The organism is Pseudoalteromonas sp. KJ63-1 (genome assembly GCF_055808145.1).
The window spans coordinates 697,608-714,168 of sequence record NZ_JBVVRL010000002.1; the positions used below are offsets into that span (position 1 = coordinate 697,608).

Annotated in this window: 13 protein-coding genes and 2 pseudogenes; 13 read left to right on the forward strand and 2 right to left on the reverse strand. The window is 39.8% G+C overall.

Going from position 1 to position 16,561, the window contains the following annotated elements:
* Positions 1–55: 55 nt before the first annotated feature.
* A complete protein-coding gene (locus AC0L7Q_RS19470) occupies positions 56–826 on the forward strand; it encodes a substrate-binding periplasmic protein (RefSeq protein WP_409425826.1) in 771 nt (256 codons plus the stop codon).
* Between the two features lie 3 nt (positions 827–829).
* Here the strand turns inward: AC0L7Q_RS19470 and AC0L7Q_RS19475 are convergent, their stop codons facing one another.
* Entirely contained in the window at positions 830–1,639 is an 810-nt protein-coding gene (locus AC0L7Q_RS19475; protein WP_413403117.1) for a thioesterase family protein, read from the reverse strand.
* Positions 1,640–1,877: 238 nt separating this feature from the next.
* Here AC0L7Q_RS19475 and dnaK point away from each other — a divergent pair, with 238 nt between their 5' ends.
* The 11 genes and pseudogenes from dnaK (at position 1,878) to AC0L7Q_RS19530 (ending at position 14,528) form a co-directional block, all read left to right on the forward strand.
* On the forward strand, positions 1,878–3,797 hold the full coding sequence (gene dnaK, locus AC0L7Q_RS19480) for a molecular chaperone DnaK (RefSeq protein ID WP_138621414.1): 1,920 nt from the start codon (positions 1,878–1,880) through the stop codon (positions 3,795–3,797).
* Positions 3,798–4,012: 215 nt separating this feature from the next.
* Complete coding sequence (dnaJ, locus tag AC0L7Q_RS19485; RefSeq protein ID WP_138608032.1) at positions 4,013–5,152, forward strand: molecular chaperone DnaJ; 1,140 nt, start codon at positions 4,013–4,015, stop codon at positions 5,150–5,152.
* A gap of 102 nt (positions 5,153–5,254) precedes the next feature.
* Positions 5,255–5,716 carry a Cys-tRNA(Pro) deacylase gene (ybaK, locus tag AC0L7Q_RS19490; RefSeq protein WP_178957255.1) on the forward strand — a complete coding sequence of 154 codons (462 nt, stop codon included), beginning with the start codon at positions 5,255–5,257 and terminating at the stop codon, positions 5,714–5,716.
* A gap of 149 nt (positions 5,717–5,865) precedes the next feature.
* Positions 5,866–6,234, forward strand: coding sequence for a response regulator (locus AC0L7Q_RS19495; RefSeq protein WP_178957244.1), 369 nt, complete (start codon positions 5,866–5,868; stop codon positions 6,232–6,234).
* 133 nt (positions 6,235–6,367) lie between these two features.
* Positions 6,368–6,619 carry a hypothetical protein gene (locus AC0L7Q_RS19500; protein ID WP_138607811.1) on the forward strand — a complete coding sequence of 84 codons (252 nt, stop codon included), beginning with the start codon at positions 6,368–6,370 and terminating at the stop codon, positions 6,617–6,619.
* A 160-nt stretch (positions 6,620–6,779) separates the two neighbouring features.
* Positions 6,780–7,042, forward strand: a pseudogene (locus AC0L7Q_RS19505) (CBU_0592 family membrane protein).
* 173 nt (positions 7,043–7,215) lie between these two features.
* Positions 7,216–8,937 (forward strand): annotated as a pseudogene (locus tag AC0L7Q_RS19510) (sensor histidine kinase); the annotation flags it as partial.
* The gene (locus AC0L7Q_RS19515; protein ID WP_413403123.1) at positions 8,938–10,305 is read left to right on the forward strand and encodes a sigma-54-dependent transcriptional regulator; all 1,368 of its coding nucleotides are present in this window, start codon (positions 8,938–8,940) and stop codon (positions 10,303–10,305) included.
* A 174-nt stretch (positions 10,306–10,479) separates the two neighbouring features.
* Complete coding sequence (locus AC0L7Q_RS19520; protein WP_413403125.1) at positions 10,480–11,436, forward strand: porin; 957 nt, start codon at positions 10,480–10,482, stop codon at positions 11,434–11,436.
* An 11-nt stretch (positions 11,437–11,447) separates the two neighbouring features.
* Positions 11,448–12,923: an SLC13 family permease gene (locus AC0L7Q_RS19525; RefSeq protein WP_178957238.1), complete on the forward strand. Its 1,476-nt coding sequence runs from the start codon at positions 11,448–11,450 to the stop codon at positions 12,921–12,923.
* Positions 12,924–13,109: 186 nt separating this feature from the next.
* Positions 13,110–14,528 (forward strand): coniferyl aldehyde dehydrogenase, encoded by a 1,419-nt coding sequence (locus AC0L7Q_RS19530; RefSeq protein ID WP_413403128.1) that lies wholly within the window; start codon positions 13,110–13,112, stop codon positions 14,526–14,528.
* Between the two features lie 68 nt (positions 14,529–14,596).
* On the opposite strand, the gene AC0L7Q_RS19535 is transcribed toward AC0L7Q_RS19530, so the two are convergent.
* The gene (locus AC0L7Q_RS19535; protein ID WP_010389004.1) at positions 14,597–15,322 is read right to left on the reverse strand and encodes a tetratricopeptide repeat protein; all 726 of its coding nucleotides are present in this window, start codon (positions 15,320–15,322) and stop codon (positions 14,597–14,599) included.
* Positions 15,323–15,633: 311 nt separating this feature from the next.
* Between AC0L7Q_RS19535 and AC0L7Q_RS19540 the strand changes: the two genes are divergently transcribed.
* Positions 15,634–16,497, forward strand: coding sequence for a DUF6279 family lipoprotein (locus AC0L7Q_RS19540; protein WP_409425833.1), 864 nt, complete (start codon positions 15,634–15,636; stop codon positions 16,495–16,497).
* Positions 16,498–16,561 lie beyond the last annotated feature (64 nt).

The window sequence follows — 16,561 nt, forward strand, 5'->3', positions numbered from 1 at the left end:
ATATTAAAAATATAATGTATGACTTAAATTAAATTAATTTAATTGAGGGATGCAAGTGAAAGTCATTTTATTTTTTATGCTTTTTGGGCTAAGTTCTGCTGCATTAGCTTTTGCTAAAGACCAAGCGTCATCAACCATTCATGTAGCCGCTAATCCTACTATTTCACCCTACGTTATTAGCTATAACGATTCAGGCATTCAAATTGAAATTGTTAAGGCAGCGCTACGCGACCAAAAAATCAATGATATTAAAGTTCATTATATGGCAAATCAGCGTAGCGACAGCTCTTTGGTTCAGGGCAGTATAGACATTGCATTAAACTACACCGGCAATTTAATTGCGGGTGTTTATAAAAGTGAATCTGTTATTAGCTATGAAAATGTGGTGGTAAGCCTTAAAAGGAAAAATTTTACAATTGATTTGGTGTACCAGCTTGCAACAAAAAGCGTACTTGCCTTTCAAAATGCACCTGCTTTTTTACCTCAGGAGTTTGGTAATAATTTGCATAGTTTAGGAGGGTACGAAGAAGTACTTAATCAACAAGCGCAGATTCACCATTTAATGGCAGGCTGGGTTGATACGATTATTCTCGATAGGCGTATATTTTTTTACTATTTAAAAGAGTATCAAAAAAACCATACGACTCAAGATTATGTTATCCATACTATTTTCCCGTTTTCTGAAATGCCTGCGTATTTTAACGATGATGGCCTCAGAAGCCGTTTTGACAAAGGCTTAGCTAACATAATTCAAAGCGGTGAATATCGCACCATAATGCTTAATTTAGATAAACAATATACCCAGCGCGACTTCACTCGTTTTTAATTGTTAATCAAATAAAGCCACGGTTTGGCGGGTTAGGGCAATAAGCTCACCTGATTGCGACCAAATACAGCCATCTTCAAGTCCGTAGCCATCTTTTGAGTGATGAGTAATTGCTTCAAAGCCCAACCATTCACCCGGGGCTAAGTTAGGCGCTTGTACAAATTCTAAATACCACGACATACTACTTGCCGGTGCTGGTTGTTTAAACATTTGCAGCAAGGTTGGTGGCCATGCGTCAGTAAGGGCAATAACATGGGCTTCTGTAATTGCTTCTGGCGTATGTTTAAAGCGCATCCAACCACCTAAATGAGAGGTTTCAGCACTGCTAAACGGCATGGCTCCTTGTTGAGGGCATAAATCAACATGTTGAAAAAACTCTGGCATTTGCCCAGGTACAAATCCTAAACAGTGGCGTTCGTTCACAGGGTGTAAGCTTAGCGATTTTGATACCGGTACATTAATTGATGAATTACGATTTTTAGCAAAACAGGCCTGCACAATAACGCATACTGCGTCATCTTGAATGGCTTTGGCTAGCACTTGGGTACTACTTTTCCCTTCACGTAATATTTCTACCGACAAAGAAAATGGCTTTTCAGCCAATAAAGGGCCGACAAAGTTTGTACTTAAAGAAAGCAGTCGTCTTGATGAGTCAACTTTATTGCGCATTGCTTGATAAAGAAGCGCCGCAGAGAGGCCGCCAAAAGCAGTTCTACCTTGGCACCAATTAGCAGGAAACTGCATAGTATTGGTTTCTTGGTCCGTTTTCTTACTTGCTAGGGCTGCTTGTTGTAATAATTGTTCAAAGTGCACAAATAATGTCCTTTTGGTGTTATTTGCTGAATTTATATCACACCCAAACTCATCAGACCAGACAATAAGGACCCTTCCAAATAACAAAAAATGAGCAATCCTTACTCTTTTTAGGGTTATTTAGTAAATAAATTAAAAAAAATGAATTTTTTTCATTTTTACAGTTGAATTAAGTTTGTGGCATCCCTATTAACTAGTCATCGAACGTATTAACGAATTTAGAAGTTGGAGAAGATTCATGGGTAGAATTATTGGAATCGATTTAGGTACTACTAACTCTTGTGTTGCAGTACTTGATGGTGACAAAGCACGTGTTATTGAAAATGCGGAAGGCGATCGCACAACCCCGTCTATTATTGCTTACACGCAAGACGGTGAAACGTTAGTGGGTCAACCTGCAAAACGTCAAGCGGTAACTAACCCAACAAACACATTGTTCGCAATTAAGCGTTTAATTGGTCGTCGTTTTGAAGACGAAGAAGTACAACGTGATATCGGCATCATGCCTTTCAAAATTATCAAAGCTGATAATGGCGACGCATGGGTTGAAGCGGGCGGCGAAAAACGCGCTGCACCACAAATTTCTGCTGAAGTACTGAAAAAAATGAAGAAAACAGCTGAAGACTTCTTAGGTGAAGAAGTAACTGAAGCGGTAATCACAGTACCGGCATACTTTAACGATTCACAACGTCAAGCAACCAAAGATGCTGGCCGTATTGCGGGTCTTGAAGTTAAACGTATTATCAACGAGCCAACGGCTGCAGCACTTGCATACGGTATGGATAAAAACCGTGGTGAAAACGTTGTAGCAGTATATGACTTAGGTGGTGGTACTTTCGATTTATCAATTATTGAAATTGATGAAGTTGAAGGCGAGCACACATTTGAAGTTCTAGCGACTAACGGTGACACTCACTTAGGTGGTGAAGATTTCGATAACCGTGTTATCAACTACCTAGTAGCTGAATTTAAGAAAGATCAAGGTATCGATTTACAAACTGACCCACTTGCTATGCAACGTGTTAAAGAAGCAGCAGAGAAAGCAAAAATTGAGCTTTCATCAGCACAATCTACAGAAGTAAACCTTCCGTATGTAACCGCTGATGCGTCTGGTCCTAAGCATATGAACGTGAAATTGACACGTGCTAAGCTTGAGTCATTAGTTGAAGACTTAGTGACTAAGTCAATTGAACCGCTTAAGCGTGCACTTGCTGATGCAGACCTATCTGTGAACGATATCAACGATATCATTCTAGTGGGTGGTCAAACTCGTATGCCACTTGTTCAAAAAACAGTAGCAGAGTTCTTCGGCAAAGAGCCACGTAAAGACGTTAACCCTGATGAAGCAGTTGCAGTAGGTGCAGCGATTCAAGGTGGTGTACTTGCAGGCGACGTGAAAGACGTATTATTACTAGATGTATCACCATTATCTCTTGGTATTGAGACTATGGGTTCAGTAATGACGGCACTGATTGAGAAAAACACGACGATTCCTACTAAGAAATCGCAAACGTTCTCAACAGCAGAAGATAACCAATCTGCGGTAACCATCCATGTGTTACAAGGTGAGCGTAAACGTTCTAGCGATAACAAATCTCTAGGTCAATTTAACCTAGAAGGTATTCGCCCTGCACAACGTGGAACACCACAAATCGAAGTAACATTCGATGTGGATGCGGATGGCATCTTACATGTATCTGCGAAAGATAAAGACACAGGTAAAGAGCAAAAAATCACCATTCAAGCGTCTTCAGGTTTAAGTGATGAAGAAGTTGAAAAAATGGTTCGCGATGCAGAAGCACATGCTGAAGACGATAAAAAGTTTGAAGAGCTAGTGGCTGCACGTAACCAAGCAGACGCACTTGTTCACGGCACACGTAAACAAATTGAAGAAGCGGGTGATGCATTACCAAGCGAAGACAAAGAAGCAATTGAAGCGGCTGTTGTTGACCTTGAAGGTGCAATTAAGAGCGACGACAAAGCAGAAATTGAAGCTAAAACACAAGCACTTGCTGAAAAGTCTCAAAAACTAATGGAAATCGCCCAAGCTAAAGCACAACAAGCAGGTGGTGATGCCGGTGCAGAGCAACAACAGTCTGCTAAGCAAGACGACGATGTTGTTGATGCAGAGTTCGAAGAAGTTAAAGACGACAAGTAATTGTTACTAACGCTTCTCGCTAACCGAAAACACCATGACTACATTGCGTGTTTAAGTTAGGATGAACACCTGAGGCGCGTAGGCTAAAGCTTAACGCGCCTTTTGCATGTAAGAGATGTAAGTAAAGTGCTTTAAAAATTCAATGATAAATCGATATGATTTATCGGTTTGTCCAGCAGCTAGCGCTGCATATAGAAAAGAGTAGTGTGATAGATATGTCAAAACGCGATTATTACGAAGTCCTCGGCGTAAGCAAAGATGCGAGTGAGCGAGACATAAAAAAAGCGTATAAACGCTTAGCGATGAAATATCATCCAGATCGTACCGCCGGTGATAAAGACCTTGAAACCAAGTTTAAGGAAGTAAAGGAAGCCTACGAAATATTAACGGACGATCAAAAACGTCAAATGTATGACCAATACGGCCATGCTGCCTTCGAACAAGGTGGTGGCGGTGGTCACGGTGGCTTTGGTGGCGGTCAAGGTGATTTTGGTGATATTTTTGGTGATGTATTCGGTGATATTTTTGGTGGCGGCGGTGGCCGACGCCAATCTCGCCAGCAACGTGGTTCCGATTTACGTTACAACATGGACTTAAGCTTAGAAGAAGCGGTTCGTGGTAAAGACGTTGAAATAAAAGTACCGACTTGGGTTAGTTGTGACCCGTGTGACGGCAGCGGTGCCAAAGCGGGTTCTAAGCCAAAAACATGTACAACCTGTCACGGTGCTGGCCAAGTACAAATGCGCCAAGGTTTTTTTGCCGTACAACAAACATGTCCAACCTGTCATGGACAAGGTCAAATTATCTCAGATCCTTGTAACAAATGTCATGGTCAAGGCCGCGTTGAGAAAACCAAAACGCTATCGGTAAAAATTCCAGCAGGTGTTGATACGGGTGACCGTATTCGTTTATCTGGCGAAGGTGAAGCTGGTATGCACGGCGCACCAGCAGGTGATTTGTATGTGCAAGTGTCGGTTCGTGAGCATAAGATATTTGTTCGTGAAGCGAACAACTTATACTGTGAAGTGCCTATTAGCTTTACTACAGCAGGCCTTGGCGGTGAAATTGAAGTACCAACATTAGATGGCCGTGCAAAACTTAAAATACCGTCAGAAACACAAACGGGTAAAATGTTCCGTATGCGTGGTAAAGGGGTTAAGTCTGTACGCAGTGGTGCTCAAGGTGACTTAATTTGTAAAGTAGTGATTGAGACACCAGTTAATCTTAATGAGCGTCAACGCGAGCTGCTAACTGAACTTGAGGAAAGCATGGGCAAAGATAGCTCAAAGAACCGTCCAAAAGAGCAAGGCTTTTTTGATGGTGTTAAAAAGTTTTTTGATGACCTAACTAAGTAATTATTAGGGTCAACAGAACTTAGGTAAAAACGGCGCTTCTTTAAGCGCCGTTTTTTTGTTTAGTATGGTAAGTTATCAGAAATATATTGAGGACATTATCAGATGACCCCAGCGATAGAACAGCTAAAAAAATCCCGAATTAAATTTGACGTACTTAGCTATGAGCACGATGTAAACAACACTAATTATGGCCTTGAAGCAGTTGAAAAGCTAAACCTTAATAGCGCCCAAGTTTTTAAAACCTTGGTGTTAGAAACGTCAGAACAACAGCTAATTGTAGCAGTGTCGCCCGTTACTCAGCAGATTAATCTAAAGCAATTGGCTAAGCTCTGCGCAGTTAAAAAAGTAATGCTGGCAGAGCCGCAAAAAGTACAGGCAAGTACAGGATATATTTTGGGAGGCGTTAGCCCTCTTGGACAAAAAAAGCGCTTAAAAACCTACATACACTCAAGCGCATTGGACTTTGATACTATTTATGTGAGTGCCGGTAAGCGAGGGCTTGAAATTACACTCAGCCCAGCATGCTTAGCTGGGCTTATTCAAGCTTCGTTTGGTAGTTTTTAAATGCTCTATTATCAAACTTGCATTGTGTCAATAAAACTGATTATTTGCTTCAACAGCTATAGTTAACTAATGTAGATACTATCTATAACAGTTTTTGTTAATTCATTTTGATAAAAATTTGTTTGCACCTACTTTGGTTAAACATCCATATGAGAGTATTAGTTGTTGATGACATGCCATTAATGCGTCATGTATTAATTAATATGTTGAGACAGTTAGATTATAAAGACATCGTTGAAGCAACCGATGGTCTGCAAGCATTAACTATACTGCAAAATCAGCTCATAGATTTGGTTATAACAGATTTACATATGCCGAAAATGGATGGTCTAAACTTACTTGATGCTATTAGAAACGATACTGAGCATGCTCAGCTTCCGGTACTTATGGTGACCTGTGAAGACAGCTCTGAGACCGTAAAAAAGATAATTAATGCAAAGGTATCAGGGTTTATTATAAAGCCCTTTTGTATGAATGTACTGTCGGCTCAATTAACACGTTTAGCTAATAAAGTTTAATAACACAATATTTTTTAACATAATTACCTAATCAATAATCACTCTGATCAGTAATGCTTACTGCCATCAATTTCTTTTCTATCATGTGATAGCATGTACGCCATAGTAATCGTAAAATAACCATTGAGGTAGTATGGCTAAGCCCAATAAAAAAGGGCCTACAAAAACGGTCGATATATTTTGTTCTGCATGCAAAGCGCCTTTATTTAAATATCGTAAAGGGGGCAAAGGGGCGTTGGTAAAATGTTTTATAGAACGAATAACCCAAGATCACACTCATACTGAATGTGTATGCCCTGGCTGTGAACGACCTTTTGCACGTCCGGCGATCATAAGAGGGACTGCCGCTTATAAAATGATAGGTGGTAAAGTCACTTTTAAATAAACTGGCTATTTAATCCAAAGTATCAAGAGGCGGACATATGCCCTTGTGTGCTTTTATTTCACTGGTAAACTTCGCTGGTTTTGCTGTTTCAATGATTGAAAAAACCCTCCCCATGGATTGGGCCAGTCAGTTGGGTTTTAAAATGGAAAAGGATAGACGTGTGATTGCACTTTTATTTGATATTGTTGGTATGAGTGGCACTTTTTTAGTGGTTGGTTCGTTTTTTTATTGCAACTAAATAAGGTATCGCCAAAAAGTTTAGTCTATAACATGATGAATCTAAGCGGCGCTATTTTGTTGCTTATCAGTCTTTGTTATAACTTTAACTTAGCGAGCTTTGTGATTGAAATATTCTGGATCGCAGCCTCATTAATTGGTTTGTATAAGTATTTTAAAGACAAACCAGCGCTAGCAAAAGCGTAGACTAAGCTAAAACAGCATCCCTTTTGCAGGGAATTAAACCGTGAAATATTGTTTGTTTCACGGTTTTTTAGTTTCAGTACACTTGTTAACAAAAAGTTTCTTCTGCAAAGGCCTATAAATCGATACAATAGTGGCTATTAGTTATTATTAGCACCCTGGTGTTACAGGCGTTTATGTTCTCCATTCCTAAAAAAATTATTTTTGCTTGTATTCTGTTAGTGCTGTTATTAGTGGTTACATTTTCATTTGGCCGCGCTTATGATTTAGGCCAAGCTAAAATTCAAGCTGACCAACAGGTCATTCAATTAAATAATTATATTGATAATGAACTCGCACGTTTTGCAGCTATTCCTCAGCTCCTCACAGAAAATAATTTATTGATTCGTTTTACTAATAATGAATCACAACACTTTAATGCTATTAATAATTACTTGGCTGATATTCAACAAGCCAGCGGTGCCTCAGATGTATACATACTAGATCCCCATGGCGACGTTATTGCAAGTAGCAACTGGCAAACCGACTATACGTTTTTAGGGAGCAACTTTGCATTTAGACCTTATTTTAAGCAGGCTTTTGCTGGAGAAAAGGTCGCTTACTTTGCTCTCGGACAGCGCTCTAAAGAACGCGGAATATACTTCTCGCAGGCTATTTATCTAGATGGTAAAGCCATTGGTGTAGTGGCACTTAAAATTAATGTCGCTAAATTTGAAAACGATCGTTCGTTATTAAATACTTCAAAAGGCAGTCATTTTTATTTGCAGCTTGCGGATAAAATTATTGCTATGTCAGATGAGCCCGCATGGCGTTTAAACACGTTTACAGAGCTTGATATTACTACACGCCGCGATATTAAACAGCGCCGTGCTTACTTAGATCATCAACCGTTACAAATAAAGCAGCAGCGCTACAAAAGTCAGGGCATTGAGCAATTTAAAATTGATAAAGATGAATATGTTGCCGCTTCAAGGCCACTGACATACCTAAATGCAACGATGACGGTATTGGTTGATATCTCGAGCATAAATGCATTACAGGTGCCCAGATTGTTATGGCTGGTGTTGTTTTATTGGGTATTTATTTTTGTCGGATATAGCTTATTGGCACGCTTTGCCGGATATAAAAAGTTACTGTATTCGCGTCATAGTTTAGAACTTGAAGTATTAGAGCGCACTCAAGCGCTTGAAAAAGCGCAAACTGCACTAGTACAGTCGGCAAAATTAGCCACAATAGGGCAATTAAGTGCGGGTATTAACCATGAAATTAACCAGCCACTGAGCGCCATAAACACCTATTTGGCAAGCGCTAAAATTTTTCTTAAAAAAGGAAAACTCAATGCATTAAATGAAAACTTAATTATTATTGAGAATTTAGTAGAGCGGGTGCACAAAATAGTGGCGCAGCTTAAACACTTTAGTAAGCCGGCGGCCATGCAACTTCGACCTCATCCACTGTCGGCGTTATTAAACAATGCGTTGATGATCACCCACCCGCAACTTAAGCAAGACGATGTTAACGTTAGTGCACCGCAGTTTTCGCAAGAGATCACTGTGTGGGTTGATGCATTAAAATTTGAACAAGTACTGGTTAATGTGATCACCAATGCGTCACAAGCAATGAAGGGTGAGCCTAAACGAGAGCTTAGTTTCGATGTTGAGTGTTTTGAGGAGCGCGTTAAGCTTTCTATTTTAGATAGTGGTCCAGGTATTGAACACCATGTACTGGGCTCTATTTTTGAACCGTTTTACAGTACCAAATCAAGTAATGGCTTAGGACTGGGCTTATCAATTTCAAAGCAAATTATTGATTCATTTAATGGGTACTTAACGGCGCACAATCGCCCTCAAGGCGGTGCACAGTTTATTATTAGTTTATCAAGCATAGAGGCCCCAAAAATGATTGAAGCCGTTGTTTGTAAGCAAGTGGTTGTTATTGATGATGAGGCGATGATCCGTGATTCGTTAAATCAGCTTTTAACCCTCGAAGGGTATGAGGTGCAGTGCTTTAGTGATGCGAGTGTTGCTTTAAGTCGTTTGAGTCGCAATTTTTATGGCGTTGTCCTTAGTGATATAAATATGCCGACTATGGATGGTTTAACTTTTATTGAGCAGGTAAAAGCATTCGACAGTGAACTTCCGGTAATATTTTTAACAGGTTATGCCGATGTGTCTGTAGCGGTAAAAGCGATGCAATTAGGCGCGTATGATTTATTTGAAAAACCCCTGAACGAAAATTTATTAGATTGCATTGCCAGAGCTTTAGACAAACGTGCTTTAGTTATGGAAAATAGAGCTCTGAAGCGTGCAGTTGAAAAGACCTCCGCGCCCGGTGTGCGTATTTTAGGCGAGACCCTTAAAATGCAGCACATGATGAACTTACTCAACACGGTGATTGATACCCCTGCAGATGTATTAATTGAAGGTGAAACTGGTACAGGTAAAGAATTGGTTGCCCGTTATTTACACGATCATAGTAACCGTTCCAGTTGTCAGTTTGTGGCTATTAACTGTGGTGCGGTGCCTGAGCAATTAATAGAAAGCGAATTGTTTGGTGCTGTTAGTGGCGCATATACTGGCGCAACACAAGATCGCAAAGGTAAGTTTGAGTTTGCACAAGGCGGCACCGTTTTTTTAGATGAAATTGAAAGCACTCCCTTATCGCTACAAGTTAAATTGCTACGGGTGCTTGAAGAGCGAAAAGTTACCCCCGTGGGTGCAAATAAAGCCATTGACCTTGATATTCGTATTGTTGCGGCCACCAAGGTCGATTTACTTTCCTTGGTAGAAAAAGGTGAGTTTAGAGCCGATTTATATTATCGGTTGAGTTTAGTTAAAGTGAGTATTCCCGCATTAAGAGATAGAAAAGCCGATATTCCTTTGTTGTTTAAGCACTTTAGCTCTATTGCGGCCACTCGTTTTCATAAACCTTTAAGTGCGCTTAATATTGAGTTACAACAGCACCTACTTGCGCATGATTGGCCTGGTAATGTACGTGAATTAAGAAACCAGGCTGAACGAGCGGTATTACTTGGCCCCGATCTGGCTTTTGCACAGAGTGACTCAAGCAGTAGTGGCTCGTCGTTATCATTGGACTTAAGCCTTGTAGAAAAGGTCAGCTTTTATGAGCAGTCTTTAATTGAAGAAGCCTTAGAGCTTAATCATGGCAGTATTAAAGACACCATGGCAACGTTGCAAATAGCGCGTAAGACTCTCTACGATAAAATGAATAAATATAACCTTAATCGAGATATGTTTACCGATTAGTGGGTGGAAATGGTGATAGTAGGTATTTAAAGTGTGTGGAAATCCGCACATTTTAAGGCTTTCGATTATGGTTTTGTTTCTTAAGCTGTTGAAATTTATTGTTATTATCTAGTTGGTCATGTTCTTGCTCTACAGTTGTAGACAACAAGTAACATCACACAATTAGGATACATAATGAAAAATAATCTATTCCAAGGCTCAGTACTTGCTGCGTTATGCAGTGCTGCCACACTACCTGTAATAGCGTTTGCTGCAGATTACACTGTGTACGGTAAAGCCGAAGTACAAATTGCCAACACCGATACTGGCATAATGCGTTACGCTGATGAAGGCACACAAATTGATGCCCCTTTCTCGCGTATTGGTATTAAAGGGGACCATAAATTAAATGAGTATTTTACTGCGGTATTTAAATACGAGGTTCAAGTAAAAGGCTTTGAACATGATGATACCAATGAGCCTTTTGCAGCACGTAATACTTACCTTGGTCTAAAAGGGGCGTTTGGTGAAGTAGTCGTAGGGCGAAACGATACGCGTTTTAAATACTCTGAAGGCAAGCTTGATAACTTTAACGAAACCCAAGCTGATATTTCACAAGTTATTGCCGGACAAGATCGCTTAGGCGATACTATTACCTATACTTCTAAGTACTGGCACAATGCACAGTTTTCATTTACCTATGCGCCAAAAGATGACAACAAAGACAATGAAGCTGGATTTGCGGCAACCCTTATTTATGGTGACCGTAGTTTAAATAAAGCACCTTACTCTATTTCAATCAGCCATGTTGACTCGCTTAATAATATTAAAGCAAGCCGTGTTGCAGGCGTGTATAAATTTGAAAAGCTAAAATTAGGTGCGTTATACCAACATTCAGAATCAATTGATGGTACTAAATCAGGGAATGGTTACGTGTTAAGCGCAAGTTACAAGCTAGACAAATGGATACCTAAAGTTCAATTTGCAAAAGATGATTCAAAATTGCGCCAAGCTTCAGACGCTACCCAATGGACTACTGGTGTAGACTACATTTTTGATAAGCAAACTACCGCTTACCTTTTATATACTGACCTCGACCTAGAAGAAAATGCTGATAACAGTGTTGCGCTTGGTCTTAAATATAAATTTTAAAGGCTGTTAATATGACAAAACGTATTTTAGAGAATAACGCCAATAAAAAGCCGTTTATGCAATGGCTGTTATTATTACTTGGTCCGTGTGTAATGTTACTGACCTGTTTAGCTGAGCCGCCAGTAGGAATGTCGGTTGCTGCTTTTAAAACTGCAGGCTTAGCATTTTGGATGGCGTCGTGGTGGGTAAGTGAAGTTGTGCCCATTCCTGCTACTGCATTACTTCCTTTAGTGATTTCGCCTATTGTAGATATAGCGGCTATAAAAAGTGTTGCAGCTCCTTATGCGCATCCGCTGATCTTTTTATTTTTAGGCGGTTTTTTAATCTCAATTGCTATGGAGCGTTGGGGATTACACAAGCGTATTGCATTAAGAACTATGCTTTATGCAGGTAAAAAACCAAGCTTACAAATTTTAGCTATGATGTTAGTGACTGCATTTTTATCAATGTGGATGTCTAATACCGCTACCGCAGTAATGATGTTGCCTATTGCCTTATCTATCACTCATTTAGTTAAAAGCTCTGATCCAACTAATGAAGGTTTTGGTAAAGCACTTTTACTTTCTATTGCTTATGGCGCGAGTATTGGTGGGATTGCCACTTTAATTGGTACTCCACCGAATGCACTAATGGCTGCATACCTATCAGACAGTTACCAAATCGAAATTGGCTTTGCCCAATGGATGATCGTTGGTGTGCCATTATCGCTTGGTATGTTAATCATCAGCTGGATTTGGTTAACTAAATTTACCTATAAAGTTGATGCGAATGTACAAACAAACAAGCGAATCGACACTAAAGCGGTATTTTCTTCGCAGCTAAAAGAGTTAGGACTCATGCAACGTGCTGAAAAGGGCGTATTGTTTGTGTTTATGTTTGCGGCTGTTTGTTGGATATTTAGACCATTACTAGGTGATATGACCGGTCTTAAAATTTCAGATACGGGTATTGCAATTGCAGCCGCATTACTTTTATTTGTACTACCTGCTAATAAAGGCAGTGATGAGCGAATTTTAGATTGGGAAAGTGCCGCTAAAGTGCCTTGGGGTGTGCTGCTTTTATTTGGGGGCGGCTTGACGCTAGCCTCGCAAATTAAATCATCAGGATTAGCCGATTACATTGCCAATATGATTGAGGGGGCGAGTGCAATTCCTTTAGTTATGAGTATTCTTGTGGTGGTGGCACTCATTACTTTCTTAACGGAAATTACCAGTAATACGGCAACAGCCGCAGGCTTTTTACCATTACTAGGCCCTGTTGCTGAGTCTGTAACTGGTAGTCCATTAGTATGGGTTATTCCAGCTGCGATTGCGTGTAGTTGTGCGTTTATGATGCCAGTGGCTACACCACCCAATGCGATTGTGTTTGGCTCGGGTGAAATTAAAATGAAAGACATGATCCGTGCTGGCTTTGTGTTAAATATTGTCGCTATTGTTTTAATCACGTTAGTAACAATGACCATCGCAGCCCAGGTGTTTGGTTTTTAACAGCCCCACAACTAACTAAAAAACAGCTAACCGATGCACACGAAAGCAATGCATCGGTATGAGTTCCAACCAACCTTTTTGAGTGATTTTGCAACGATTTTTATCGCGCTGCAAAATCACTCTTTATTGCTCGTGAAACAGAACAAGGTTATAGTCTTGAAAACGTTATAAATCGAGTAGCCTATTTTGATCACTGACACATTATCTACAGGGTCTTTGCGTTCACAATTTAATGAACTAAAGCACTCTTTTGAAGATTCTCCTTATTTACCCATTGAGCAACGTATAGCTTTACTCAAGCAAATACGCGCTAACATTGTAACGTTAGAGCAAGACTTAATTGCGGCGGTATCTAAAGATTTTGGCTATCGAACCGCGTTTGATACTTTAGTGGGGGATATTTTGCCCACTATGCAGGGGCTTGCACATATTATTAAAAAGCTCCCTCGCTGGTCTAAGCCTAGTCATCGTAGCCCTGGTTTGAGCTTATGGCCCTCAAAAGTAAGTGTAACCTATCAGCCTATTGGCGTGGTGGGTGTGATTGCTCCGTGGAACTATCCTATTCAATTAGCCATTGTGCCTGTTATTACCGCTCTTGCCGCGGGTAATAGAGTGATGCTAAAGCTCAGTGAGTTTACGCCTAATACCAATGCGGTACTTGAAAAACTGTTTGCAGGAGAATTAAGCCAACACTGCAGCATTATTCAAGGGGGCAGTGAAGTAGCGAGCGAGTTCTCATCATTACCGTTTGCACACTTATTATTTACTGGCTCGACAGCGGTTGGTAAGTTGGTGATGGGTGCAGCGAGTAAAAACTTAACCCCGGTAACCTTAGAGCTGGGTGGAAAATCGCCAGTCATTGTTTTAGAAAATGCGGACGTAAATAAAGCCGCGAGTGCTTTATTATTTGGAAAGATGGCCAATGCAGGGCAGATATGTGTGGCTCCTGACTACGTATTTGTTCCTAAAGCATTAGAACATCAGTTTATTAAAGCTTTGTGTACACTTTATAAAAAGCATTTTAAACAAGGTGTTGAAGGTAAAAACCTGACCTCTATTATTAGTCCTGCTCACTATCAACGTCTGCTAGGTTATTTAGAGCAAGCGCAACAGCAAGGCGCTAAAATAACAAAGCCGCTTGAGCAAAATCAACAAGATGCTGAAAAACACCGGATGGGTCTGCATATTGTGACGCACGTCACAGATGAGATGCAATTAATGCAAGAAGAGTTATTTGGGCCTATTTTACCGATAATGAGTTATGACAAATTAGATGATGCGCTCAATTATATTCAATTGCGCCATCATCCATTAGCGCTCTATATACTAGGGCAAGATAAGCAAGCACAAGCACACATAATGAGGCAGACAATTAGTGGGACCGTTGCAGTTAACGACACCCTAATTCAAGTAGCTGCCGATGATGTGCCGTTTGGTGGGGTTGGTCACTCTGGTATGGGGCATTATCATGGCAAAGAGGGCTTTTTAACCTTTAGCCACGCAAGAAACACTTTAGTATCAGGTTCAATTAACCCACGTATAGGTTTATTACTCAAACAAAATAAATTACTGATCAAAGTGCTAAAGTGGCTTTATGTAAAATAGCCTTTAGTATTTAAAACAAAAAAGCTGAATGAATCACTTCATTCAGCTTTTTTAGTTATTTTATTTGCTTAAAACATTCGCCCTTCACCGGCGTAAGTACCTGCTAAAATTTTATTATAAATAGCATCGGCTTTTTCTTTAGCTTCAGCGACTTCTTTAGGGAGCATAGTGCGTTCATCAAGTTTACGACTGTGGCTAGCTTGCATGTTACCGTTGTACTCAGCAATGGTATTCCATACATACGACATTTCAAGGTTTTTTGGCATTCCTAAGCCTTCAAAATACATCAAGGCTAAATTAAATTGTGCAAGCGTGTAATTATTTGCGGCGGCTTTTTCATACCATGTTCTGGCGGCTTTATAATCTTGGCTCACGCCATCGCCGTTGGCGTACATTACCCCTAAATTATACTGTGCTGCAGGAAGGTTTTTATTGGCTGCTTTCTCAAATAAGCTAATAGCCATTTGTTTGTCTAACTTTACGCCATTGCCTTCGTCATACAAAACCGCAAGTGCAAACATTGAATCTACATGATTTTTTTTAACTGCTTGTTGGTAAAGTTCAGCTGCTTTGTAGTAGTCGCGAGTAACTCCATGTCCGCCCTCGTATAACTTACCTAGTTCGTAAATACCTGGGGCATAGCCTTTGTCTGCAAGATAATTAAACTCTTTTAGTGCTTCCTCAAATTGACCTGCGTTTGCAGCTATTATGCCTTCCTCAAGCCCTGCATAAGCATAAGGTGTAGCAAGTATAATGCCCGCAAAGAACATTGCTTTTAAATTAGACTGTGACATATGCATGTCTCCAAATTAGTTATCGTTGTCGGTAAGCATCATAACGGTTAATCATTTACTTATTACTCGAGTAGGTAATAAATTATGAGCTAAATCAATAACGCCAACGTTTATAAGTTAGATATACAAACGTATTAACAAGTAGTTTTAACTATAGCTCAAAAATTCTAAACTTAAGCACATAGCTATGATATAAATTGCGTTAGCTTGCGATTCTATAGAAAAATGAAAAAAATAAAAGCAAGCAGTAGCTTACATAATTACTTATGATGATTTTTGGCAACCAAAGCATCATACAACGGGGTCTTTTCATGTTAAATAATTTAAAAAATATAAAACTAAGTAAAATTATTTTTATAACCAGTTTGTTATTTATTGCCAGCTGTTCAACGTCATTTGCCTATAACAACCTAGGTTGGTTATCGTCATTTTGGATTGATGATTACGTTGATCTTAATAAAAGCCAATCTAAGCAGTTAAAAGCGATTATTAACGATACCCGAGATTGGCATCGTGAAGTTGAATTACCAAAATATAAAGCCGATTTACTCGACCTAAGACAATTGCTAAACAATGAAGCCGATACTGCGCAGTTGATGGATAAAATAACCCAAGTTAAGCAGCATTGGCGAAACTTACTGTTGCATACCAGCGAGCCTTTAATTGAGTTAGCGCTGACCTTAACCCCGTCACAGCGCAGTGAAATGGTAAAAAATATTCGCGAGCAAATTAATGATGAAATCCAAGAGCATGCCTCATTAACTCAAGACGAGCACCAACAACAACGCTTAGAGAGACAACTAGATTACTACAAGCAGTGGCTTGGCAAACTCACTTCTGAGCAGCAAACGCTCATATCACAAGCTAACAGTGCGCATACTAGTACTAGAAATTTATGGTACGACTACAAACTAGCTCGTTTAGCTGGACTTGAAGCTCTTTTTACCCAGCAAACACTTAGCGAGGCTGAATTTACTCAGCAATTACGCATCATTATTATAGAGCGTGAACAGTATATGAGTAATGAGCTGCTTGAGCTTAATGAACAAAACTTAAAAGCTTATGCGCAATTGCTACTCAAGTTAAACAAAACGCTGAGCCCTAAACAGTTATCGCATGTTGATGAAGAATTCGCAGATTTAGTGGGTACTGTTAATGAATTGATTATGGAATAAACGTTTTACTAATTCTTTTGGCTTGTTTTTTCTGAATTGTTTAAGCTTAAAATTGTGATTTTTG